Source organism: Mesorhizobium sp. WSM4829 (genome assembly GCF_055811475.1).
On sequence record NZ_JBVVQJ010000064.1, the window covers coordinates 1 to 20,158 of the forward strand.

The 20,158-nt window shown below is 61.2% G+C and carries 13 protein-coding genes and 12 pseudogenes; 11 read left to right on the forward strand and 14 right to left on the reverse strand.

Annotation, left to right across the window (positions count from 1 at the left end):
• From AC0L17_RS32860 to AC0L17_RS32875, 4 genes and pseudogenes are all read right to left on the reverse strand, one after another.
• Positions 1 to 312: pseudogene (locus AC0L17_RS32860) on the reverse strand (IS6 family transposase); the annotation flags it as partial.
• A gap of 278 nt (positions 313 to 590) precedes the next feature.
• A pseudogene (locus AC0L17_RS32865) lies at positions 591 to 1,073 on the reverse strand (IS630 family transposase); the annotation flags it as partial.
• 86 nt (positions 1,074 to 1,159) lie between these two features.
• Complete coding sequence (gene ltrA / locus AC0L17_RS32870; protein ID WP_473518795.1) at positions 1,160 to 2,419, reverse strand: group II intron reverse transcriptase/maturase; 1,260 nt, start codon at positions 2,417 to 2,419, stop codon at positions 1,160 to 1,162.
• 533 nt (positions 2,420 to 2,952) lie between these two features.
• Positions 2,953 to 3,418: pseudogene (locus tag AC0L17_RS32875) on the reverse strand (helix-turn-helix domain-containing protein); the annotation flags it as partial.
• Positions 3,419 to 3,516: 98 nt separating this feature from the next.
• Between AC0L17_RS32875 and AC0L17_RS32880 the strand changes: the two are divergent.
• Both AC0L17_RS32880 and AC0L17_RS32885 read left to right on the forward strand, forming a co-directional pair.
• Positions 3,517 to 3,750, forward strand: a complete 234-nt coding sequence (locus tag AC0L17_RS32880; RefSeq protein ID WP_473518796.1) for a DUF6429 family protein — start codon at positions 3,517 to 3,519, stop codon at positions 3,748 to 3,750.
• A gap of 189 nt (positions 3,751 to 3,939) precedes the next feature.
• A pseudogene (locus AC0L17_RS32885) lies at positions 3,940 to 4,228 on the forward strand (sigma factor-like helix-turn-helix DNA-binding protein); the annotation flags it as partial.
• Here AC0L17_RS32885 and AC0L17_RS32890 read toward each other — a convergent pair.
• A pseudogene (locus tag AC0L17_RS32890) lies at positions 4,229 to 4,417 on the reverse strand (IS21 family transposase); the annotation flags it as partial.
• Between AC0L17_RS32890 and AC0L17_RS32895 the strand changes: the two are divergent.
• A pseudogene (locus AC0L17_RS32895) lies at positions 4,417 to 4,590 on the forward strand (IS21 family transposase); the annotation flags it as partial. The pseudogenes AC0L17_RS32890 and AC0L17_RS32895 overlap by 1 nt on opposite strands.
• On the opposite strand, the pseudogene AC0L17_RS32900 reads toward AC0L17_RS32895, so the two are convergent.
• From AC0L17_RS32900 to AC0L17_RS32915, 4 genes and pseudogenes are all read right to left on the reverse strand, one after another.
• Positions 4,573 to 6,644: pseudogene (locus AC0L17_RS32900) on the reverse strand (recombinase family protein). The pseudogenes AC0L17_RS32895 and AC0L17_RS32900 overlap by 18 nt on opposite strands.
• The gene (locus tag AC0L17_RS32905; RefSeq protein ID WP_473518797.1) at positions 6,634 to 6,906 is read right to left on the reverse strand and encodes a hypothetical protein; all 273 of its coding nucleotides are present in this window, start codon (positions 6,904 to 6,906) and stop codon (positions 6,634 to 6,636) included. Before AC0L17_RS32905 ends, AC0L17_RS32900 begins: the two are co-directional and overlap by 11 nt.
• Positions 6,907 to 6,925: 19 nt before the next feature.
• Positions 6,926 to 7,375 (reverse strand): helix-turn-helix domain-containing protein, encoded by a 450-nt coding sequence (locus AC0L17_RS32910; protein ID WP_473518798.1) that lies wholly within the window; start codon positions 7,373 to 7,375, stop codon positions 6,926 to 6,928.
• A 190-nt stretch (positions 7,376 to 7,565) separates the two neighbouring features.
• The gene (locus tag AC0L17_RS32915) at positions 7,566 to 7,817 is read right to left on the reverse strand and encodes a DUF5372 family protein (protein WP_473518805.1); all 252 of its coding nucleotides are present in this window, start codon (positions 7,815 to 7,817) and stop codon (positions 7,566 to 7,568) included.
• Between the two features lie 56 nt (positions 7,818 to 7,873).
• Here AC0L17_RS32915 and AC0L17_RS32920 point away from each other — a divergent pair.
• Together AC0L17_RS32920 and AC0L17_RS32925 are read left to right on the forward strand one after the other, a co-directional pair.
• Positions 7,874 to 8,647 (forward strand): annotated as a pseudogene (locus AC0L17_RS32920) (Mu transposase domain-containing protein); the annotation flags it as partial.
• Between the two features lie 155 nt (positions 8,648 to 8,802).
• Complete coding sequence (locus AC0L17_RS32925; RefSeq protein WP_473518799.1) at positions 8,803 to 9,117, forward strand: ATP-binding protein; 315 nt, start codon at positions 8,803 to 8,805, stop codon at positions 9,115 to 9,117.
• Between the two features lie 16 nt (positions 9,118 to 9,133).
• Here AC0L17_RS32925 and AC0L17_RS32930 read toward each other — a convergent pair whose 3' ends face one another.
• The 4 genes and pseudogenes from AC0L17_RS32930 to AC0L17_RS32945 all read right to left on the reverse strand — a co-directional run bounded on the left by AC0L17_RS32930 (position 9,134) and on the right by AC0L17_RS32945 (position 12,757).
• Complete coding sequence (locus AC0L17_RS32930) at positions 9,134 to 11,206, reverse strand: recombinase family protein (protein ID WP_473518800.1); 2,073 nt, start codon at positions 11,204 to 11,206, stop codon at positions 9,134 to 9,136.
• On the reverse strand, positions 11,190 to 11,363 hold the full coding sequence (locus AC0L17_RS32935; protein WP_167484268.1) for a hypothetical protein: 174 nt from the start codon (positions 11,361 to 11,363) through the stop codon (positions 11,190 to 11,192). Before AC0L17_RS32935 ends, AC0L17_RS32930 begins: the two co-directional genes overlap by 17 nt.
• 295 nt (positions 11,364 to 11,658) lie before the next feature.
• Positions 11,659 to 11,718: pseudogene (locus AC0L17_RS32940) on the reverse strand (transposase domain-containing protein); the annotation flags it as partial.
• 412 nt (positions 11,719 to 12,130) lie between these two features.
• The gene (locus tag AC0L17_RS32945; protein ID WP_473518801.1) at positions 12,131 to 12,757 is read right to left on the reverse strand and encodes a response regulator; all 627 of its coding nucleotides are present in this window, start codon (positions 12,755 to 12,757) and stop codon (positions 12,131 to 12,133) included.
• Positions 12,758 to 12,946: 189 nt separating this feature from the next.
• Here AC0L17_RS32945 and AC0L17_RS32950 point away from each other — a divergent pair, with 189 nt between their 5' ends.
• The 4 genes and pseudogenes from AC0L17_RS32950 to AC0L17_RS32965 all read left to right on the forward strand — a co-directional run.
• Positions 12,947 to 13,936, forward strand: a complete 990-nt coding sequence (locus AC0L17_RS32950; protein ID WP_473518806.1) for a LysR family transcriptional regulator — start codon at positions 12,947 to 12,949, stop codon at positions 13,934 to 13,936.
• 490 nt (positions 13,937 to 14,426) lie between these two features.
• Entirely contained in the window at positions 14,427 to 15,701 is a 1,275-nt protein-coding gene (locus AC0L17_RS32955) for a sensor histidine kinase (protein WP_473518802.1), read from the forward strand.
• Between the two features lie 200 nt (positions 15,702 to 15,901).
• Positions 15,902 to 16,108 (forward strand): IS66 family insertion sequence element accessory protein TnpB, encoded by a 207-nt coding sequence (tnpB, locus tag AC0L17_RS32960; RefSeq protein ID WP_473518803.1) that lies wholly within the window; start codon positions 15,902 to 15,904, stop codon positions 16,106 to 16,108.
• 97 nt (positions 16,109 to 16,205) lie between these two features.
• Positions 16,206 to 16,589: pseudogene (locus AC0L17_RS32965) on the forward strand (transposase domain-containing protein); the annotation flags it as partial.
• Positions 16,590 to 16,691: 102 nt separating this feature from the next.
• Here AC0L17_RS32965 and AC0L17_RS32970 read toward each other — a convergent pair.
• Positions 16,692 to 18,205, reverse strand: a pseudogene (locus tag AC0L17_RS32970) (transposase).
• Between the two features lie 87 nt (positions 18,206 to 18,292).
• On the opposite strand from AC0L17_RS32970, the pseudogene istA reads away from it, so the two are divergent.
• Both istA and AC0L17_RS32980 read left to right on the forward strand, forming a co-directional pair.
• Positions 18,293 to 19,729, forward strand: a pseudogene (istA, locus tag AC0L17_RS32975) (IS21 family transposase); the annotation flags it as partial.
• Positions 19,726 to 20,158: ATP-binding protein (locus AC0L17_RS32980; RefSeq protein ID WP_473518804.1), on the forward strand; the 433-nt coding region annotated here is incomplete at its 3' end. The pseudogene istA and the gene AC0L17_RS32980, both read left to right, overlap by 4 nt.

Genomic DNA, 20,158 nt, shown 5'->3' on the forward strand with positions numbered 1-20,158 from the left:
GTTGCGGCGGTTCTGGACGATCTCGTCGAGGACATAGCCGTCCTGATCGACGGCGCGCCATAGCCAGTGTTTTCGGCCAGCAATGGTGATGACGACTTCGTCCAGGTGCCAGATCTCATCGCGGCTCGGCTGCTTGCGGCGCAAGCGGCGAGCATAACCGGGCCCGAACTTCTTGCCCCAGCGGCGGATCGTTTCGTAGGAGACCATGATGGCGCGCTCCAGCAGCGTTTCCTCGACCAGACGCAGGCTCAAGGGGAACCGGTAGTAGAGCCAGACCGCATGGGCGATGATCTGCGGCGGGAAACGATGGCGCTTGTAGCCTTGTAGCTGATGGCAGGCATTATCATGCCGCCGTCCCTATGCCGCAAATGCTGACGCACGGTTTACGTGACAACACGCGAGAGGTGCTGTTGCGTGCTATGCTCGCAACGGCGGACCCATTGATGCTGTTCACCGGCATCCATGCGGCACAGAAAATTTGGGAAAACGCGTCGATCATCGTGGAGTGCAAGCAACGCCACAGGAACCGCTCGGTAACCATCCGGTCTGGGCCGCGGCAGACGCGCGATCTGTGCTAGAGCACGTCCTGTTTAATCCGGTTCATATCCTGCGGCTTTGAAGTAGTTGGCACATTCGGCTGGGGTGAAGAGGTCGACGACCGCGCCGACCGCGTCCCACAGAGCCTTGATGGTTCTCTCGGCCTTTGCTCGCAGCAGCGCCTTGAGTTTGGCGAAGGCGTTCTCAATCGGATTGAAGTCGGGACTGTAGGGCGGCAGGTAGAGCAGGCTCGCGCCTGCGGCCTCAATCGCGTCGCGCACACCGGCGGCCTTGTGAGCGGGCAGGTTGTCCATGACGACTACGTCGCCCTCCGACAATGTCGGGACCAGCACCTGCTCGACATAGGCCAGGAACACGTTGCCGTTCATAGCGCCGTCGTAGACGAAGGGCGCAGTCATGCCCGTCAGCCGCAGCGCTCCGGTGAAGGTCGTGGTCTTCCAGTGGCCATGCGGGACGCCGGCCCGGCAGCGCTCGCCGCGCGGCGCTCTTCCACGCAGGCGGGCCATCTTTGTGGAGAGGCCGGGGTGAGTAGGCCGGAGGAATTTCACCTGCCGGCCTCTCGCAGAACGGTGCGTGAACCTCTCGATTCACACCGCTCCCATCAGGCGAACGTATTCGTTCCGAACACCTTCCAATGCACGAACAGTCCGGGATTTTCCCGTGCCAGCTTTCTCAAGAAGAGGCTGGCACGCGTCTTATGGGACTGAAAGCGCTTGAACTTGCGCATGATCCACGCCCTGAGCTTCCGGTTGACGTAGTCAGCCAGAGTGGACAGGGCCGAACGGCTGAACCGGCCGTAATAGGCTATCCATCCCCGAAGGAGCGGATTGAGCTGTTGGGCGATTTCAGCCAGCGTTCCCGGCGTCTGCCGCGGTATGTTCAAGCTTTTGATCGTCGCTCGCATCGATTTCAGTGCCGTGGGGCTGGCCGCAGGCGTGTAGCCACAGAAGAACTCGTCTCGCTGTGTCTTCGCCACCCGTCGCGGCCGGAATTGATACCCGAGAAAGTCGAACACGACATTCGGGTATTTGCCCCTGCGCCTTTGGTCCTTGCAATAGACGATCTTGGTCTTTGTCGGATGCATTTGAAGCCCGCATGCCGCCAGTCGAGCACCAAGCTCCGCCTTGAGGGCTTCGGCTTGCTGTTCACTCCGGCAGTGCACAAGGCCATCGTCAGCATATCGACACCATGGAAGGTCAGGATGCGTCCGCGTCATCCACAGATCAAATGCATAGTGCATAAAGAGATTCGACAAGATCGGGCTGACAACGCCACCTTGCGGGGTACCGCATGTTCGCCCGACGACTTCTCCGTTCCTCTCCATCGGCGCTGCCAGCCATCTTTCGATGTACAGCAGAGCCCACTTGCACGTGACGTGCTTCCTGACCGCCTTCAGCAAGAGATCGTGCGGAAGATTATCAAACAGCCCTTTGATGTCGAATTCCAGAACCCAGTCATGCTTCCAGCACCGCTGACGCGTCACGCCGACGGCATCCAGAGCCGATTTTCCCGGTCTGTAACCGTAGGAGTCCGGAAGAAAGAGGGAGTCCAGATCCGGCTCAATCATCTGCTTGATCACCATCTGTGCGATCCGATCGCTGACGGTGGGCACACCCAAAACCCTTTCGCCCCCACTCTTCTTCGGAATGGAGACAGCGCGAACCGGCGGTGGGAAGTACGTACCTGAGGACATCCGATTCCAGACCTTGTAGAGGTTTCCCGCAAGGTCCTTCTCGAACATCTCCAGGGTCTGCCCGTCCACCCCGGCTGCGCCCTGGTTGGCTTTGACCGCTTTGTAAGCTTCGTACACTTGACGTTTCTCAATTCGAAACGGCTTGTCTGTCGTACCTATCGAAGTCATCCTGTTTCCAGTTGTTCCAAACAATACGACCACCTGATCCGACCCCTTTGCTCCGACCCCATTACAGGGCCCTCAACGCTCATACGGGTCGGTCCGCCCCAGTCTCCTGCATCGGTACTCTCGCCTTGCGGTTTGCTCCGCTTGAGCTTCTCCCTTTGCATCAAGAGCCTGGTTCCTGCAGTTCCGCGTGAAAGCCTATGTCCGACTCACGCCCCCTCTACGCCGGTCGCCGCCCGCCCAGTCATCAGGCGTCTGGCGGACTTGTCCCAGGATGACGAAACGGTCCTGGTTTCGACGACACTTGGATTCATAACGACGCGTCTTCGGAGGGTTCACTTTCGTTCGTCTTTCGGACACCCACCTGCTCGGATCTTGTCCGAACTTTTCATCCGACGCTCACCACCACGGCTCTTTACCGCAGCAGCTCGGACTGGTTTGAGACCCGCTCCTGAAAGCCGATCCCGGAGGGCCGTCCCCCATCATTCACGCAGCTTTACGCAACGGTGTTAGTTCATTGCGAACTCCTTTCCGCTGCTCTGCAGCACACTCTCGTCGATGAACACGAGCTTCGCCGGATCGAGATCGAGCTGGCCGTCGAACCAGTCCCGGCGCCGCTTCAGCACGTCGGGGCGATCCTGCTCCAGTGCGTGCGCGGACTTTTTTGAATGTCCAGCCGTGGCGGCGAAGCCAGGCGCTCAAGGCGCTGCGGCTGATGCGCACCGACTGCTCGGCGACGAGCCGCTCCACCATCTCGTTCAGCGTGATGTCCTTGCGCTCCTCGATCAGCCCGACGATGAAGGCTTCATGCGCATCGAAGCTGGAGGCACAGCGGCGGCCCTGCGGGCGTGGCGCCAGTTCGCCGATCTTCGCCCGCGCAATCCAGCGGATCGCGCTGGACACTCCCACGCCGAACCGCGCCGCCGCTTGCCGCGCCGATATGCCCTCGTCCGAAGCCTTCAAAACCCGCGATCGAAGATCCCCGCTCAATGCTCTTCCCATCGTCCACCTCCATCGAGGTGGATGTTGAATCAGCACGAAACGCAGCTGTCACATCACAATCGATTCATCGATCACAGGACGTGCTCTAGACTGGCCGGATGGAGATCGACACGGACAAGATCGATGATGCCGTCTTGGCGCTGCTTTGGCTGACGCTGCACAATGAACGATGCGCCTGGAAGAGCTGCGATTTGAATGTGACGGATCGGCTGCATCGGACGGGGCTGATTGCAGACCCTGTGAACAAGGCGAACTCCTTGGTCCTGACGGACGAAGGTCTTCAGCGGTCGGAGGAACTGTTCCGCGCGCTGTTCACGCGGCCGAGGCCATAAGGCTGCCAATGCTGCGTGTTTCAGTAAGTCCCGGACACCTTTTCCGGTAAGTCCCGGACACCGTTTTCACTAACTCCCGGACAGTGATTCCGCTAAGTCCCGGACAGTTTCCGGGGTGGATTTGACGGTCGGTTCTCGGCTGCGCCGTTCTGGCATTTTGGCTCTCTCATCATCGAACCGAGAGAGCCCATGCCAAGACGGAAGCAAGCGAGACGAACGAGCGTGAGGGATATTTCGGACGATCCTGCGCCTGACCCATGAACAGGGTCTTTCGGTGCGCGAGGTGGCAGAGCGACTGAAGATCGGCAAGACCTCGGTTTCGACCTATTTGCTGCGGGCGCGGGAGGCGGGGCTGTCGTGCTGGCCCCTGCCTGCGGGCTTTGAGGACGATGCGGCGCTGGAACAGCGTCTGTTTCACCGAATGGGCCGTCCGCCGCAGGATCTGAGCGAGCCGGATTGGGCGCGGGTCGCCCGGGATGATCCCGCCGAAGAAGCTGAGCGCCCGCACCGCCGTCGATCCAGTCCGGCAGCCTCTGGCTGAAGCTGGCAAAGGCGAAGGTCAGGTTGGAGGCGCCCAGCACCGCGACGAAGATCTGGGCGGCGTGAATGACGCCGGTCGCCGGATCGATCATCGGCACCGTTTGCCGGCGTAGTCGGTCTGCATCAACCAAGGCGATCGTCTGCGACAATTTGAAGGCCGGGGTCGCCAAGGCGCTGTGGTTCGAGCCGACGCTGAACGCGACCTTTGCCGCCATGGCCGAGCATTACGACACCACCATCCTGCCGACCCGCAGCCGCAAGCCGCGCGACAAGGAGCAGGCATCACGATGCCCCTTGTTGGAGTTGTTGAGCGACAATTAATCTGGGCGGACGACCACCATATCGACTGCCGGCGCCTTTTTCGAGTCTGACGTTGCCCGGCGGTTCGTACAGGTATCGATGGTTGGTGGCGTATCGATGGCGCTTGAGAATGCCCTTTCGCCCGAGTTGGTGAACGGTCGAGGCGCACACGCCGAGCTGCTGGGCTACTTCCTCGCCAGTCAGCATGCCGCTCTCCCGCAGCCGTTCGTACCGGGTCTTCAATCCATAGGTGCGGCGAACGAGCATGACCTTCTTCAGCGTGAAGGGTTCGCCTCGCCAGTTGCGATGCCCGAGTTCATTGAGGCGGGCGGCGATCTGCTGGTCGTTGGCGGTCTCCAGCAGCTCATTCATCAACGCCACGACCTGTGCCGGCGTCTTGCGTATCACTGACATGGGCCGCGGTCTGGTCACCGACAGGCTCTGCGTGCGCCCGCCGCGCCAGCGGATATGGATGTTGACCTGCTCGTCGACGAGCAGCGTCACATCTTCGATGAGAAGGCCGAGCATGCGCTTGCGTTCGACGGCACCGGTGCGCTCGTCGTTCCAGATGCGCGGGAAATCGGCGGCCAGCGCCCTGATGCGCTTCTGCGCTGGCTCATCCAGCAGCGAGCGGTCGGCTTCGTTCTGGCGCTCGTGCTCGCGCTGGAGTGCGTCGAGGTCGCGCAGCCGTGCGTTCCAGTCGGCTTCCAGCGCGTCGGCGACCAGGCGGTTGTCCGGATCGACCTTCAGGTAGCGCCGGCGGGCCAGTTCAGCGCGTTGCAGTTGCGTGCCGCGCAGGGCCGCGGCCTGCTCCACGCGCTGGGTGATCTCCTGCTGCACGGCAAGCGCGACGTCGATTGCTGCCGGAGCCATCGCCTCCAGCAGGAGCGCGCTCACCGCGTCGTCGACTGGAGCGCCGCGCACCCATTGGCAATGCTTGCCGGCGTGCCGCACGACGGCTTCGTTGCAGACATAATACGGGCGCAGCCGCCCTTCGAATGGCTCATAATGGACGCGCATACGTGCACCGCAGCGACCGCACAGCAGCCGTCCCTGCAACAGACCGCTGCCCTGGCGAGGCATGCGTCCACGCAGGCCGGGTGAAAAGCCGGTGGCGTTCTGTTCCAGGACTGTCTGATTGCGCTCGTACTCGGCCCAGGAAATGTAGCCCTCGTGGGCTTCGGGTATCAGAACCTGCCAATCGGATCTCGCCACGCGCAGCTGCACGGACTTGAGCTTGGCATTGTAGGCTTTGCGCGTGCGTCCATAGGCGAACGCGCCGGCATAACGCGGGTTGTGCAGGATCTGCAGCACGCGGGAATGGTCGATCTCGCTCCACAGGACGTCGCCCTTGCCGATGCCGCGACGGATACGCCGGGGAAAGAGGACCTTCTCGCCGCGCAGGCGGCGCACGACGGCGCAGGCCGAGCCGGTCTGGCGGAAGGTATCGAACAGGAGCCGCACCGTGTCCTGGATCTGTCGGTCGGGATCGAGCACGACCCGCGCGTCAGGGGTGTAGACCAACCCGATCGGCAACGGCATCTCGAGCTCGCCGCGGCGCGCCTTGTTGAGAATGCCGCCTTGCAGCCGCGACTTCAGAATGTGCAGCTCGGCCTCGCTCATCGTGCCCTTCAGCCCGAGCAGCATGCGATCGTTGAAAGAGGCCGGATCGTAGACGCCGTCCTCGTCCATGATGAGGGTGCGCGACAGGGCAGCCAACTCAAGGAGCCGGTGCCAGTCGGCATTGTTGCGTGCCAGGCGCGACACTTCCAGCCCCAGCACGATCCCTGCGTGCCCATCGCCACTTTACTCACCAGGTGCTGGAAGCCGTCGCGGTCCTGCGACTGCGCGCCGGAGAGACCGAGGTCGCTATCGATGACGTGGACACGTTCGATCGGCCAGCCCAGGGCCACTGCGCGATCGCGCAGGGCGTATTGCCGCTTGGTGCTCTCGGTGTTCTCGAACACCTGACGAAGAGAGGACTGACGCACGTAGAGGAACGCATCACGCCGCAGATGGTCGGCGCCAACCTTCATGGCGATGTCAGTAGACATGATTGCCTCGCGTCTCTGCTGCCAGCACCATGTTGGCGAGCATGTGCACGAGCTGGCGATCGTGCACGGCCGCCGAAGCCGTGGGCGGTGATTCCGGCCGCTGGCGCATCGGCGGGGAAGGCTGAGGGGCCGCGATCAGCACCGCCAGCCCTTGCCAAAAGCCATGAAAAACGATGGCGCCCATGTCCTTGACGCAGGCCTGGCCGCACAGGACGGCGGCGCGCAGCGTCTCGTAGAAATCCTTGCAGCCGTGCGGCAGCATCGGGGTGCGCGCCTGGGGCTCACCGTTTTTTTTTACGGGCCATCGCGCGTTCGATGCTGCGGGGATGGACGCTGATGCCGAGTGTCGAATGCAGCAGTTGCGCCAGGGATCGCGCCTGCAGCGGGGCACCCGCATGCTGGTTCTGCTCGATGAGCTGCATGACCTCGTCGGTGAGCTTGTGGCCCGACTTTGGCCCACGGGTGCGCGGCAGCAAGCCGGCAATGCCCTCGCGTTCAAACGCGGCTTCGGCCTGATAGTAGGTTGGCCGCGACAGACCGAAAAGCGCGGCGGCATCGGCTTTGTTGACGCCATCCTCCTGGACATGACGCAGCATCTCGTACTTCACCTGCACGAGGTCGAGAGGGTCGAAGAAGCTGGATTCACGAAACCAGCGGGCGCGGACGGTCTCCGGGCGTGTGTTGAGCGCTCCGAGCTGGCGCAGTCGATCGCGTTTGGTCTGGTTGGGCATGGTATATCCCCTTGCTTGTCTGTAAACCAAATTACGCCTCAATAGAGAACGTGTCAATCTAATGGAGGCAGCTGCCATACCGATCTGACCCGGGCAATGCGAGTAGAATCGGCGACTGGAACGACGGCGAATCCGGCATGTGGCGGCATAATTAGCTTGACACATGCGGCATAAATTGCCTGACACGTGTTCAGCCGCCATAACTGCGCTCGATTTGCTCGATCAACGCCGCCAGGGTTGCCAGATCATCTGGACGCACGAACGACCGACCGGCCGCGACCTGAATGAAAACATCGGGTTCAGCGACGTCCGTCCATGACGCAAGCAGCGAGCGAAGCCGTCCCGCCGCGTCGTAGAACATGACGCGGTCCTCGCCCCAGTTCTGCTTGCGGGTCGACAGCACGAAGCGCTGGCCGCGCCACGGATGGAACGGGTGCGTGATCTCGAACTCTATACGCGCTCGAGTGTCAGCACGAACTGCATTCCTGGACTTGAAAGAAGGCCAAGGTCGAGGGCGCGGTGCTGATCATTGAGCGCTGGATACTGGCACGTCTGAGGAATCGATCCTTCTTCTCGATCGCCGAGCTCAACACGGCGATCGCGGAGCTGCTCGAGGAGCTGAACAACCGGCCGATGCGCCATGTCGGCAAAAGTCGCCGCGAACTGTTCGAGGAGATCGAGCGAGCGGCGTTGAGGCCGTTACCGGCGGCCCCGTTCGAATACGCGGAATGGAAGACGGCCAAGGTGCATCCCGACTACCATGTCGAGGTCGACAAGACCTTCTACTCGGTGCCGCATCGGCTGATCGGCCGCACCGTCGAGGTGCGGCTCACCCACCGGGTGGTCGAGATCTTCCACGATCACCAGCGCGTCGCCAGCCATGTGCGGCGCTCGCAGCGCTCCGGCCATGTCACCGTCAACACCCACATGCCCAAGGCCCATCAGCGCTATGCCAATACGACACCGGCCAACCTGATCGGCCAGGCGGCCCGGATCGGCCCCAACGCCGCCATCCTGGTCGAGCGCATGATGCGCGATAGGCCACATCCGGAACAGGGCTACCGCGCGGCCATGGGCATCCTGTCGCTGTCGCCGCGCTATGGCCGGGGGGCGCACCGAGGCGGCTTGCGAGCGGGCGCTGCTGATCAACGCGATCACCTACGCCTCCGTCACCGCCATCCTCAAATCCGGCCTCGACCGGGCAGCTCCGCAGAGCCGGCAAAGCCGACACCGCCGCATGCCAACATCCGCGGCTCCACCTATTACCAATGAAGGAAAGGAAGAAAGAATGCTGACAAATCCAACGCTCGATCAAGCTTGTGGGTTTCCACCGTCGAGGCGGTGAGCCCTCCCTCATTCGTGAGGTAAGCCGCGAACACATCAACAATCTGCTCGTACTCCGTACGCTCAATAGGAGGGGCGGTTAGATGCAGCTCCTCGGGCTCGCCGGCGTGGCCGCCGCTTGGCGCGAACTGGCCGAACAGAGCAGCGCCAATGAGCTCAGCCGCGACGAGTGGCTCGGCCTGATGCTCGACCGTGAGGTCGCCATGCGCGCCGACAAGCGCGTCAGGAACCGGCTCGCCTCAGCCAAGCTGCGCTTTCCCGAAGCTTGCATCGAGGACATCGATTTTGCCGCGCCGCGCGGGCTCGACCGGCGCAACACCATGGCGCTCGCCCAGGGCGAATGGCTGAAGGCGCATGACAACCTGATCGTCACCGGCCAGACCGATCCCACGTCATAATGCCCACCTTGGTATGTCATTGAAAGACAAGGATTTGTTGATCCGAATTTGATGTTAGCGGACGCTTGCGGCTGGCATTGGCGCGATCCCCTACATCTGGGTTCTCAAGATCTTCGCTGCGAATGACCCAGGGTGCCCCTTTGCAATGTTGTTCTGCCGGCAGGATGCGGCTGCGGATCATGCGCAACACCGTCATCGGGCTGAGATTGAGGATGTCAGCCGCCTCGTTCAAGGTAACTTCGCCGCGCGCGGCCCGTTCCCCCTCCTGGTAAACCGCGACGCCATGCTTGCTGCGGAAGCTGCACACTCGCGACTGCGTCCATCCGTTGAGACGCCCTGTCTTCTTGCCCAGGCGGTTCAACAGTGACGCAATAGCCTTGTCGGGCATCAGCCGGGAGAGATGACGGATCAGCGTCTCGGTCTCGGGCTCGACAATCCAGCGGTGTTGGCCCGTTCTATTCTTCTTCACGGCAAGCACCGTGTGGTCGCCGCCCTGCCAGTGTATCATCAATTGAAGCTGTTCGTTTTCGATACGCACGACGATCTCGCGCAGTACGGCACGAAGGATGCGCTTGCGGCTGGCTGCCGTGGCCGCGGGATGGTGCCAAGCCGCCTCAAGATCAGCACCCATGCGCAACAGTCCCTGGCGTTCATCTTCAGACAGCGCCTCCAGATGGTGTCGCCCCACAGCCTGCAATTCCGCCTCGCGTTCTTGAACGATCACCAGCGCCGCATTCCACCGTCGTTCGAGTTCGCTGGCCACCAGACGGTTATCGGGATCGACCGCATCGTATTGGCGCCGCGCCAGCGCGGCCTCATAATGCGCTTGCTCAAGCGCCAACTCGATCTGCCGCCGCCTTTCACCGGCCTCCATCCGGCGGGCCTCGATCGCCTGGAGTGCGGCCTCAACGCCGAGCGGCTGGAGCAGCCGAACGACTTCCGCGCCAACGGCAAGATCGGCCCGCAGCGAGCCGAACGAGATGCACGGGTCAGTGCCGTGGTTCAGCTGCGCGCCGCGGCAGTGATAGCGCCCAGTGTTGCCGTTCCTGCCGCTATAGGCGACATGGAGTTTGCGCCCGCAATGACCGCAACGCAGCACACCGCCGAGTAGAAGTTCGCCTCGCCGCAACGCGCCGCGAGCCATCATCATGCCCTTACCGTTGGCGTTGTCCGCGATCAGGCGCTGATTCCTTCCGTATTCCGCCCAACTGATGTAACCCTCGTGATGGTTGACGAGCAAGACCTCCCATTCGGATTGGTCCTTGCGAAAGCCGCGCACGATGCGCTTGCGGCCATTTTCGATCGTCACGCGACTGCCGGTCCGCCCGAAGACGTAGGCGCCCGCATAGATCGGATTGGTCAGGATGTGATGCACCGTGTTGTAGACCGGCAGCTTCCACACGATAGCGCGGCCGCCCTCTCGCGAGTAGCTGACGCAAGGCAGCACGATGCCGTCGCTGCGCAACGAGAGGTGGACCTGGCGGATGCTCTGCATCTCAGCGAAGCGGGAGAACACCAGGGCGATCGCCTCGCGCACGCGCAAATTGGCGTCCTTTTCGATCCGGTCGCGGCCCGCCCTCACATAGCCGACCGCGACTGTCAGGAAGAGTTCCCCCCGGCGCGCCTTCTGCTTCAAGGCTTCCATCGACCGGGCGCGCAAGATCGACAGCTCGAGCTCGCTCATCGTCCTCTTCATGCCGAGCAGCAGCCGGTCATTGGGATGTCGCGGCTCATAGATGCCGTCCTCATCGATGATCAGCGTGCCGACGAGACCACAGAACTCGATCAGCGTGTGCCAGTCACGCCCATTGCGCGCCAGGCGTGAGGCTTCGATGGCAAGAACGGCACCGACCCTGCCTTCGCAGATCGCCGCCAGCAGCCGTTCGAAGCCCGGCCGGCTGATCCCCGATCCCGAACGGCCGAGATCCTCGTCGATGACCGTCACGTCCGTCCAGCCAAGGGCGCGGGCACGTTCGGCCAACCCATACTGCCGCCGGCGGCTTTCGGGATTCTTTACAAGCTGGTCGGCGGTGGATTGCCGGACGTACACGAACGCCCCGCGCGCAAGATGCTCAACCGTGATCTTCATCGTCCGTCTCCCTCGCCGGCGGGGTCGATGCGGACTCCTTCAGGAGCGCGCCGATCAGCGGCAGAAGCCGCTTCTGCCGCTCGGGCGGCAGCGGCATTCGCGGCGGCTCGGTGACGAACAGATCCGGTTGGCGGTAACTGGGCTGCCTGCGCTGCATGCTCGTCTCCTCCATGACATGAGTCGTTGCGCAGCAAGCATAGGCAGGCATCGAGTTCGGAACGGAGATCGCGCAGGCATGAAAGCGTCAGACGCGGTGTATCACTGACAGCCATCGCCGCCGCACTGTCCTCCATCATCCAGACCGGCACCACCGCCAGTGTGCCGTCTGGCTGCCGGATGATGAACGACACTTCACCGCGATAGCGTTGTCGACCGGTAACTACGACAGCTTCACCGCAGCGCGGATGAAAGACATAGCGGACAATCGAACCACGGCAGCCCTGATAGCCGGCGATGCGGGCGAGGACGTCGGCCAGCCAGGCCTGCGGATCGACGTCGTTGAGTTTCGCCGTTTATGCCGACCGGCAAACTATGCCGAGCGAGCGAGTTTTTACCAACACTTTCCTCAACGTAGCGGTAGCTGGATCGGCATAGCTTAGGCTCTCTCCGTCGCAATTGACGCGAAGGAGAGGACACATGAACGCAAGCACCTTTCTCCTACCATCCACCGCCGTCCAAGGGTGAGGCTCAAGCCGGATACCCGATCTTGCTTAATCTCCTGACATTAAATCTGGCAAGCTGATGCCATCAACTTTGCAAAATCATAGCACATACAACGTTAGTGCGTACCTATAGTCCAACGTTCGTTACCGGCCGCGAGAATCGGGAACCCGACTTATGCAAAGGCCGCTGTTACAAGACTGGATCACGACTTTACACCGCCGGCAACCTCCGCCTTTCAACGACAATGCGCCAGTTAAGGTCTTAAATCCAGTCGGGCAATGGGCCGCGCTTGAGCAGCTTGGCGCGAGCTTGCTTATAGTATTTCTCAACAGTGGCAGGGTCGACTCCAACCCGTTCACTGATCTGGTCGTAAACTTCCTTTCGCTTCATTCCGCGCTCACGGCGGCGCATCCAATCCAGAATCTCCTGCTCCCGGCCCGTTAGCCCCGAATAGTGACAATCAGCCGCCAACTGGTCTGTTTCCGATCTCCGGATGGCAAATCCGCTTTGTGAAATATCCTGCAGGACCTCAGCCAAAAGTCCGCGCATCAGTCCGGTCTTGCTCACATATCCAGCTACCCCCAACCGACGACAGTGGTTAGCTTCGGCAACCGAATCTGATCCAGTGATAACCACGTGTGTCGCTGACGGGGATGCACCAACGACCTGCTCGACAACCGAAAGCCTATCACAGAGTAAGATTGGATTTACCCCCGGCAAGCCGGGGTCTATGAGAATGAGGTTAAACCCTTGGGACTTCATTAGAGCCTTGGCGATATCTAATGTGGGGGCGCCAAGAAGAACGCTTTCGGTGAGGCAGTCCTTGAGTTCGTGGATCAGCGCCAGGCGCATTAAATCCTGATCTTCAATCACTAAAATCTGTTGCATTGTACGGTCCAATTATAACTGAAGCCACACCCGCATCACGGGTCTATGAAAAATATGATCGAGAAATGCAACCTCAAATAGGGAGGGCCGCCCCCCTTTTGTAGGAAACGGAACATGTCCATAGTTGCCGGCAACCTACAATTCGCGATTGTGGAAATCTCGACCCAACGAAATCGAGGAATAGAGATCATGGACGAGCTCTCTTGTCGAAATGCCTCGCAAAATTGGGATCGGCCGCACACAGGTCTGATAGCCCGCGACCACTATGTCGAACAGCAACCAGATCTGAATCTGGCGTCCATCAACCTGAACCTGCTAGTGACATTGGAAGCCCTGCTGGAAGCCCGCAACGTCACGCATGCGGGCCGGCGCGTTGGCAAGAGTCAACCGGCGATGAGCCGGGCGTTGGCAATGCTGCGCGGCATTTTCAATGATGAACTCTTGGTTCGAGGCTCAAGGGGCTTCGTCCTGACGTCGCAAGGCGAACGCTTGGCTCTAATGCTGCCGTCGGCATTGAATACGATTCGGAAAATGGTGATGGATAGCAGCGTCACCACAGGGGAGTGGCGCTCGAAGGCCACGATGGCCGTGCCCGATCACCAAACGCTGATCCTGCTGCCGCGGCTCATGCAGCGCGCGCCGGACCTTGAGATCGTCTCGCATCCGCTCTTTAAAGGCACCCTACAAGCGCTCGAGGCAGGCCATATCGATCTGGCGGTTGGGCAGATCGGCGCCGCTCCGCCAGGCTACTTGCGGCGCAGCCTGTATACTGACCACTTCGTGTGCCTGCTGCGCCACGACCACCCGTCACTGGCGCAGGAACTGACAATTGAGAGCGTTATGGCCCTGCGTCACGCCGCCGTCAGCCCAGACTCCGGTAACGAAGTCGGGCAAATTTGCGACGCGCTGCCAGAGTTGGGATTGCCACATCGCAGGATGCGCTTTTCCAACGTGTTGACGGCCGCGATGGTGGCTGCGACTTCCGATATGGCCCTCGTCGTCCCCCACCGGGCGGCCATGCGATTTTCCGCCATGCTACCGCTCACCGCGGTCGACCTACCTATGGAAACGAATCCCTACGAGGTCGTGCTGATCTGGCACGAGCGTTGGCATCGCGACCCAGAGCATAAATGGCTGCGCGGTGAGATCGCCGCAGCGCTGACTAAAGGAGCAGACTGACCCAGAGGGCCGCATAGAATAGATAGCCTGCAGCTACCCAGTCGAAAACAGACGCATTCTCGAAGCGACGCCTATTGCAGACGGTATGAACCGGGTCGGATGCTCGCGTCGAGCTCCGACGAGGACCAGCGGGTTTTCCACCAGTCTGATTCGCTCTGTGGCCTGGACGCAAATACACTGGACGAACAGTGAAAATCGTCCTCACGAATCCTGTCGAAGACATCTCGCTGGAACGATATGGCGGGCCGGTCAGCTGCAAAGTTTAACGCACTCGACAACGAGGCGCGCATGAAAATTCGTTGTTCATTCTTCCGAATTGGCCGCAAGATGATGATTATCAGTGTGACATGCAAGCTCATGAGTGGTCGATTGATTAGTATAAAGGGACCCGCTTGAAAATTTCCGTATTTCTTTTGGAAGGGCTTCCGTCCTCATTTGTGCTTGCGCACTGCTCAATTTCGGCCCGGTTCTCGACAGTGCAGCCGGTGCCATGATTGCCATGATCCTAAAACGGTCCTTCAACTCCACAACCGGACTCTATGTCGCGCTTGCGATGGCACTGTCACTGGGCTGCTGGTCCTATGTTCTGTCCGAACACTACCGACAAGAGACCGGCCGATCACTCGGTCAGACCTTTGAAACTCTGTATATGGCGGAAGAAGCCCGGGCGGGCATCGTGCGGATTTCCGGCTGGCTTCGTCTCGCCAGCGCGACCAGAGAACTCGAGCCGGCGTTCGGCCACCAAATTACGGCGATCATATACAATATCGACCGATTATTGAAGCTCAAACAGTTAAGCCAAAACGAGATCAATCTTCTTCTCATGGCCCGGAAAGTCATAAAGAAGCAGGTCATGCCAATTGCGATGATCGGTAGAGGCTATGATGAGGCGCTCCCGCACACGGCCGAAATCGAGCAAACTCTGTCCGAAGTCGCTCGTTTAGCAGCTGCTCACCGCATCAGTGTCAAAGAGAAAGCAAAGATCGCGATCGCCGCTATGCGTTACCGCGTCGTTTTCGCACTTGCGCTCGTTTGGGTGGTTATCGGCTTCATAATAATTGCGCAACGTGCCGAATTTTCCAGGCGCCGCGATGAATACGTTCGGGCCTTTTCGTCGCTGTATGCGCATATGACTCGATCACGAATTGTCGCGCTTCGGCTTTTTCTTGGATATTTCGGGGATCAGACTTCACCGTCGCCCGAAATGCTTAATGCCGCAGAAGAAGCAGTGAAGGAACTCGAAGGTATCACTAACGGGCTCATGCGGATCGCCAATTCAGAGCGCGACGTTCGCACCCAGCCGCTCGGCAAACTTCTACAAGAGAATCGCGGTGCACTGGACACCCACATTCGATTGGAAATCGACGACAACGCGCTGAAGCTGCAAGTTCCGGCGACTCAGGTTCGCTTGATCGTCGAAGAGCTCGTAAACAACGCCATGACGGCTGTTCAAGGAAAACAAGCCAAACAGGTGACGATCGGAGCGCGCCTTCTCAATCGACGCTTCTTGTTCGCGCGCAGGCTTCTCATTGAAATTGCAGATAACGGTGGTGGCATGACCTCGGATATTCTGGGCAAAGCCGCAACGCCGTTCTTTTCGACGCGTGGAGGGTCGCACCTTGGGCTCGGTTTGACTGGTTGTATGGAACTGGTGAACGCCATGCGTGGCGATATTAGCATTAAATCCACGCCCGGGGTCGGCACTGTCGTGCGCATTCTGTTGCCGATCGACCCAGGAGGTGACACTCGCTCAAGCGACGCATGAGTCATTTATGTCGTCTCGCTCAACCACATGCTTGCTGCAAAACCCGACGATGGCCGGAAGAGGCGCCGCCGAAAGTAAGCACCCGGTGAGGACCGCCTTGTTTGTGAGGAGGTGAAGCGCTGTGGTCGTGGTTGAATTCAATGACCACGATGCAAGCAGCGAGGATAGCCACGTGTCCATTCATCGGATGGAGATTGTGAGTGGGACAGGCCGGCGTCGGAGTTGGTCGACGGCACGACGGCCAGGGGGCGTGCCTGTTCACCAAACGACTGGAGCGGGGACGCTTTTTGTGGCCATCGCCGGCCGACGGCGCGGTGACGATCTCGACTGCCCAACTCGCTTATCTGCTCTCCGGGATCGACTGGCGAAACCCGCAGGAAACCTGGCGCCCGACGTCGATGGGATAACGGTTTTGTCTTTGCGATCGGGGGAGGATGTGATTCGCTCGGGCCTGTGAAATCCGCCCTTGATTCGCTTCCGTCCGATCTTGCTAGCGCCCATGCGATGATCCTCGCCGAGCGGGCCGCGCGCATGGAGGCGGAGGCCGTTGCGGCGCGTGCTCAAGCGGTGAACTCCTCGACAGAAGCGTTGATCGCATACCTCAAGCTGGAGATCGAGAAGCTGCGGCGCGAACTCTACGGCAGCCGCTCAGAGCGCAAGGAACGGCTCCTGGCGCAGATGGAGCTGCAGCTGGAGGATCTGGAGGCGTCAGCCACCGAGGATGAGCTGGCGGCCGAGAAAGCGGCGGCGCAGACGCAGTCGGTCACATCGTTCGAGCGCAAGCGGCCGTCGCGCAAGCCGTTCCCAGAGCACCTGCCGCGCGAGCGCGTCGTCATCGCCGCGCCCGAAAGCTGTCCCTGCTGCGGATCGGCGAAACTGTCGAAGCTGCGGCGCGGCAATCAAAGTGAGAGCGCGTATTGCCTCACCATGGGATGCTCCCGAACGATTCATCCGTTGCCTCACCAGGATGTTCCCTACGGCTGCGGCCGTTCAGCTGGCCATTGTCCTGACGGTCGCGACCGACGGCGGCGCACCAAACACCATCGTGTGAGCCTTTTCTTTGCGCCATATCTTCACCCGGCGTTGCAGTGTGCGCAAAAGGAGATCGGGGTACTTCGCTGGGTACTCCGCCTGCAGACGCTCGAGCAGTTCCCGGCTCGTCCGCCCCGGTTCTTCGTCAAACCAAGCCCGCAATTCGTCGGTCACTCCTGCAAGAGGATCAGGTCGCCGCCGTTCTCGCTTTTGCTTTGGTTTCAGCTTCGCGGTGGGGCGGATTTCGCCCTCCTTCCACGCAGTTCGCAATCCTGAGAGGAACTGATCGAGCGCGGGCTCGGTCATGGGCGCGGGCGTGGGCGATTGATCGGCGATGGCGACAAGACGCCGTTGTGCGGATCTCATGTCCCTCAGCAGCCTGACCGGATCGAGCCGCCCATATATCTGCAACAGCTCCATGCGAACGGATTCCGGCGTCCGCGGGTCTTCCAGCAGCCGCTGGCAGGGCGTTGCCGGAGGATAATACCGCTTGCGCACCCGGGCACCGTCACGTTCCTTTTCAGCCAGCTTGAACGACGGCTGGAAGAAGTTCACGAACAGCCGCACCGTCGAATAGAGCTGCGCCAGGGCTGCGGCGGCTTCAAGTCCCTCCAGCCGGCGATAGCCGACAATGCGGCGAACGACGGCGCCGTTCTTCTGCTCGACAAATGCCTGGTCATTCTTCCGGTAAGGCCGGCAGCGGGTGAACTCGATGCCGCCGTCCCGGCAGTAGTCGCGCACAGTCTCATTCAGGAACACGCTGTCATTGTCCGTGTCGAAGCCGAGAAGTTGGAACGGCAGGAGCCGCCGCAGTTCCGTCAGCACCTCGCTCAGCAGCTTCTGCTCGCGGACAAGCAGGGGAGCGCATTCCGTCCACCCGCTTGCAATGTCGGTGAGACAAAGCGTTTGGATAAAGCTGCCGCTCGCCACCGGGCCACTGTGCGCCACCAGGTCAGCCTCGACAAATCCGGGCGGAGGGTCCTGCCAGTCGGAGAAAGTACGGATCGGAATGCTTCGTCGTAGCGCCGTGGATACCGCGCTGTGGCGTCGTGCGCGTCCTCCTGCGGTCTTTCGAGCCTCGCCAAGAACGCGGTCGATTGTCGCCGCGCTCATCGTCACAAGCCGGGTGCGGATTTCCGCGGTCAAACGAAGATGTCCGTGACGCTCCATCGCCTCGACCAGAATCGGAACCAGCGCCTTCAGTCGTTTGCCACAGATCCGGTCCGACGCCTCCCAGATGACGATCAGCGCTTCACGAACGGCATCGTCATAAATGCGGCGATCGGGCCTCGGCCCTGAACGAGACGGAGACGGGCCCTTCCGCAACAGCCATATTGCGTGCTTGCGGTGAAACCCGCTCACGGCAACAAATTCATCGAGAATGCGCGCCTTTTCGGCACGGCCGCCCCGCACATAACGCTCCCTTACCGCATCTACCAATCATTCCGTGTCGCCACGCTTACCCGCCTCATCTGATCTGCTCCTGCCACACCACTGCCGGGAGCAGATCAGATGAGGCAACGGCTTAACATTCAGGAGCAATTCAGACGAGGCAATGCGCGGCGAAGGCGTCGATCAGCACGGCCACGGCCTATCGCTTCGAGAAGGACTCGAGGCTGCCCTCGCAGAGGAAGGTTCCGCGACAACGGCGCCACCCCGATCCGCTCGCCGACATTTTTGACGCCGAGATCGTTCCGCTGCTGCGGTCCGCGCCGGGAATCCGGCCGGTCGCAATCTTCGAGGAGATGCTGCGGCGTCATCCCGAGCTGGGCAACGCCATTCGCCGCACGATCGAGCGTCGCGTTCGATCCTGGCGCGCTGTCCATGGCGAGGAACAGGAAGTCATCTTCCGGCAAGCGCACGAACCCGGCCGCCTCGGCCTGTCGGATTTCACCGATATGGGCAGCGCTGGCGTCACCATCGCCGGACAGCCGCTCGATCACCGTCTCTACCATTTCCGGCTCGCCTATTCCGGCTTCGAACATGCCCATGTCGTGCTCGGCGGCGAGAGCTTCGTTGCGCTCGCCGAAGGCCTGCAGAACGCACTCTGGTTGCTCGGCGGGGTGCCGCGCGAGCACCGCAGCGACAGCCTGTCGGCGGCGTTCCGCAACCTGGACAAGGATGCCCGCGCGGACCTGACGCATCGCTACGAAGAACTGTGCGGCCATTACGGCATGACGGCGACCCGCAACAATGCCGGCATCGCGCACGAGAACGGCTCCATCGAAGGTTCTCACGGCCATCTCAAGCGGGCGATCAACGACGCATTGCTGATGAGGGGATCGAGTGATTTCGACGATCTGGTCGTCTATCGCTGCTTCGTCGACGAGATCGTCAGCCGCGTCAACGCCCGCAATTCCAAGCGCATCGATATCGAGCGCACCGAGCTCCAGGAGCTGCCTGTCCGGCGCACATCCGACTACGAGGAGGTCACCGTGCGCGTCACCTCATCGGGCGGCTTCACGCTGCGCAAGGTGTTCTACACCGTGCCTTCACGCCTGATCGGCCACCGGCTCAGGGTGCGCCTGTTCGACGATCGGCTGGACATCTTCATCGGCGGCACGCAGCTCATGACCCTGCCGCGCGGGCGGGCCTCGCCATCCGGCAAACACGACCAGGTCGTCAATTACCGGCACGTCATCCATTCGCTGCGCCGCAAGCCGATGGCGCTGTTGAACCTGGTCTATCGCGACCAGCTCTTTCCGCGCGACGCGTATCGGCGAACCTTCGACATGCTCATGGATCGTCTGCCGGAGCGGCAGGCCTGCCGCATCATGGTGGACCTTCTCGCCATTGCGCACGAGTGCGGCTGCGAGAGGGAACTGGCCGATCAATTGGACGCCTCGCTGCAGGCGCGCCGATTGCCCGACATGGCGGCCTTGCGGGAACGGTTCGCGCCGGATCCCTCCCGGTTGCCGAATGTCGTCGTGCGCCTTGCCCCGCTCAACGCCTATGAAGCCCTGATTGGCGCCAGCCTGACGGGAGACGCGGCATGAAGACCAACAACGCCGTCGATGCCGCAAGGCTGAGCCTGCTCCTCAACGAGCTGCGCCTGCCGGCCATCAAGGTCATGTGGCCGCAGTTTGCCGAACAGGCCGACAAGGAAGGCTGGCCCGCCGCCCGCTTTCTCGCCGCGATCACCGAGCACGAGCTGGCCGAACGCGATCGACGCCGCATTGAGCGCCATCTCGCCGAAGCTCGCCTGCTGCCGGGAAAGACCCTCGACACTTTCGCCTTCGAGGCGGTGCCGATGATCTCAAAGGCGCAGGTGATGGCGATCACCGCCGGCGACAGCTGGCTCGAGAAGGGAGCGAACCTGCTTCTGTTCGGCCCGCCCGATCCCACGACATGGACTGTGTCCGCTCCTGCCGGAATGGTGCTGGATATCGAGTTGCTCGATATCTTCATGACGGATGATCCAGGGC

Bases quoted from the DNA above. Each gene is read 5' to 3' on its own strand.
- AC0L17_RS32910 (WP_473518798.1), bottom strand. From the start codon at position 7,375: ATGCCCAACCAGACCAAACGCGATCGACTGCGCCAGCTCGGAGCGCTC.
- AC0L17_RS32950 (WP_473518806.1), top strand. From the start codon at position 12,947: ATGGACGAGCTCTCTTGTCGAAATGCCTCGCAAAATTGGGATCGGCCG.
- AC0L17_RS32880 (WP_473518796.1), top strand. From the start codon at position 3,517: ATGGAGATCGACACGGACAAGATCGATGATGCCGTCTTGGCGCTGCTT.
- AC0L17_RS32945 (WP_473518801.1), bottom strand. From the start codon at position 12,757: ATGCAACAGATTTTAGTGATTGAAGATCAGGATTTAATGCGCCTGGCG.
- AC0L17_RS32905 (WP_473518797.1), bottom strand. From the start codon at position 6,906: ATGCTGCCGCACGGCTGCAAGGATTTCTACGAGACGCTGCGCGCCGCC.
- AC0L17_RS32935 (WP_167484268.1), bottom strand. From the start codon at position 11,363: ATGCAGCGCAGGCAGCCCAGTTACCGCCAACCGGATCTGTTCGTCACC.
- ltrA (WP_473518795.1), bottom strand. From the start codon at position 2,419: ATGACTTCGATAGGTACGACAGACAAGCCGTTTCGAATTGAGAAACGT.
- AC0L17_RS32925 (WP_473518799.1), top strand. From the start codon at position 8,803: ATGCAGCTCCTCGGGCTCGCCGGCGTGGCCGCCGCTTGGCGCGAACTG.
- AC0L17_RS32930 (WP_473518800.1), bottom strand. From the start codon at position 11,206: ATGAAGATCACGGTTGAGCATCTTGCGCGCGGGGCGTTCGTGTACGTC.
- AC0L17_RS32955 (WP_473518802.1), top strand. From the start codon at position 14,427: ATGATTGCCATGATCCTAAAACGGTCCTTCAACTCCACAACCGGACTC.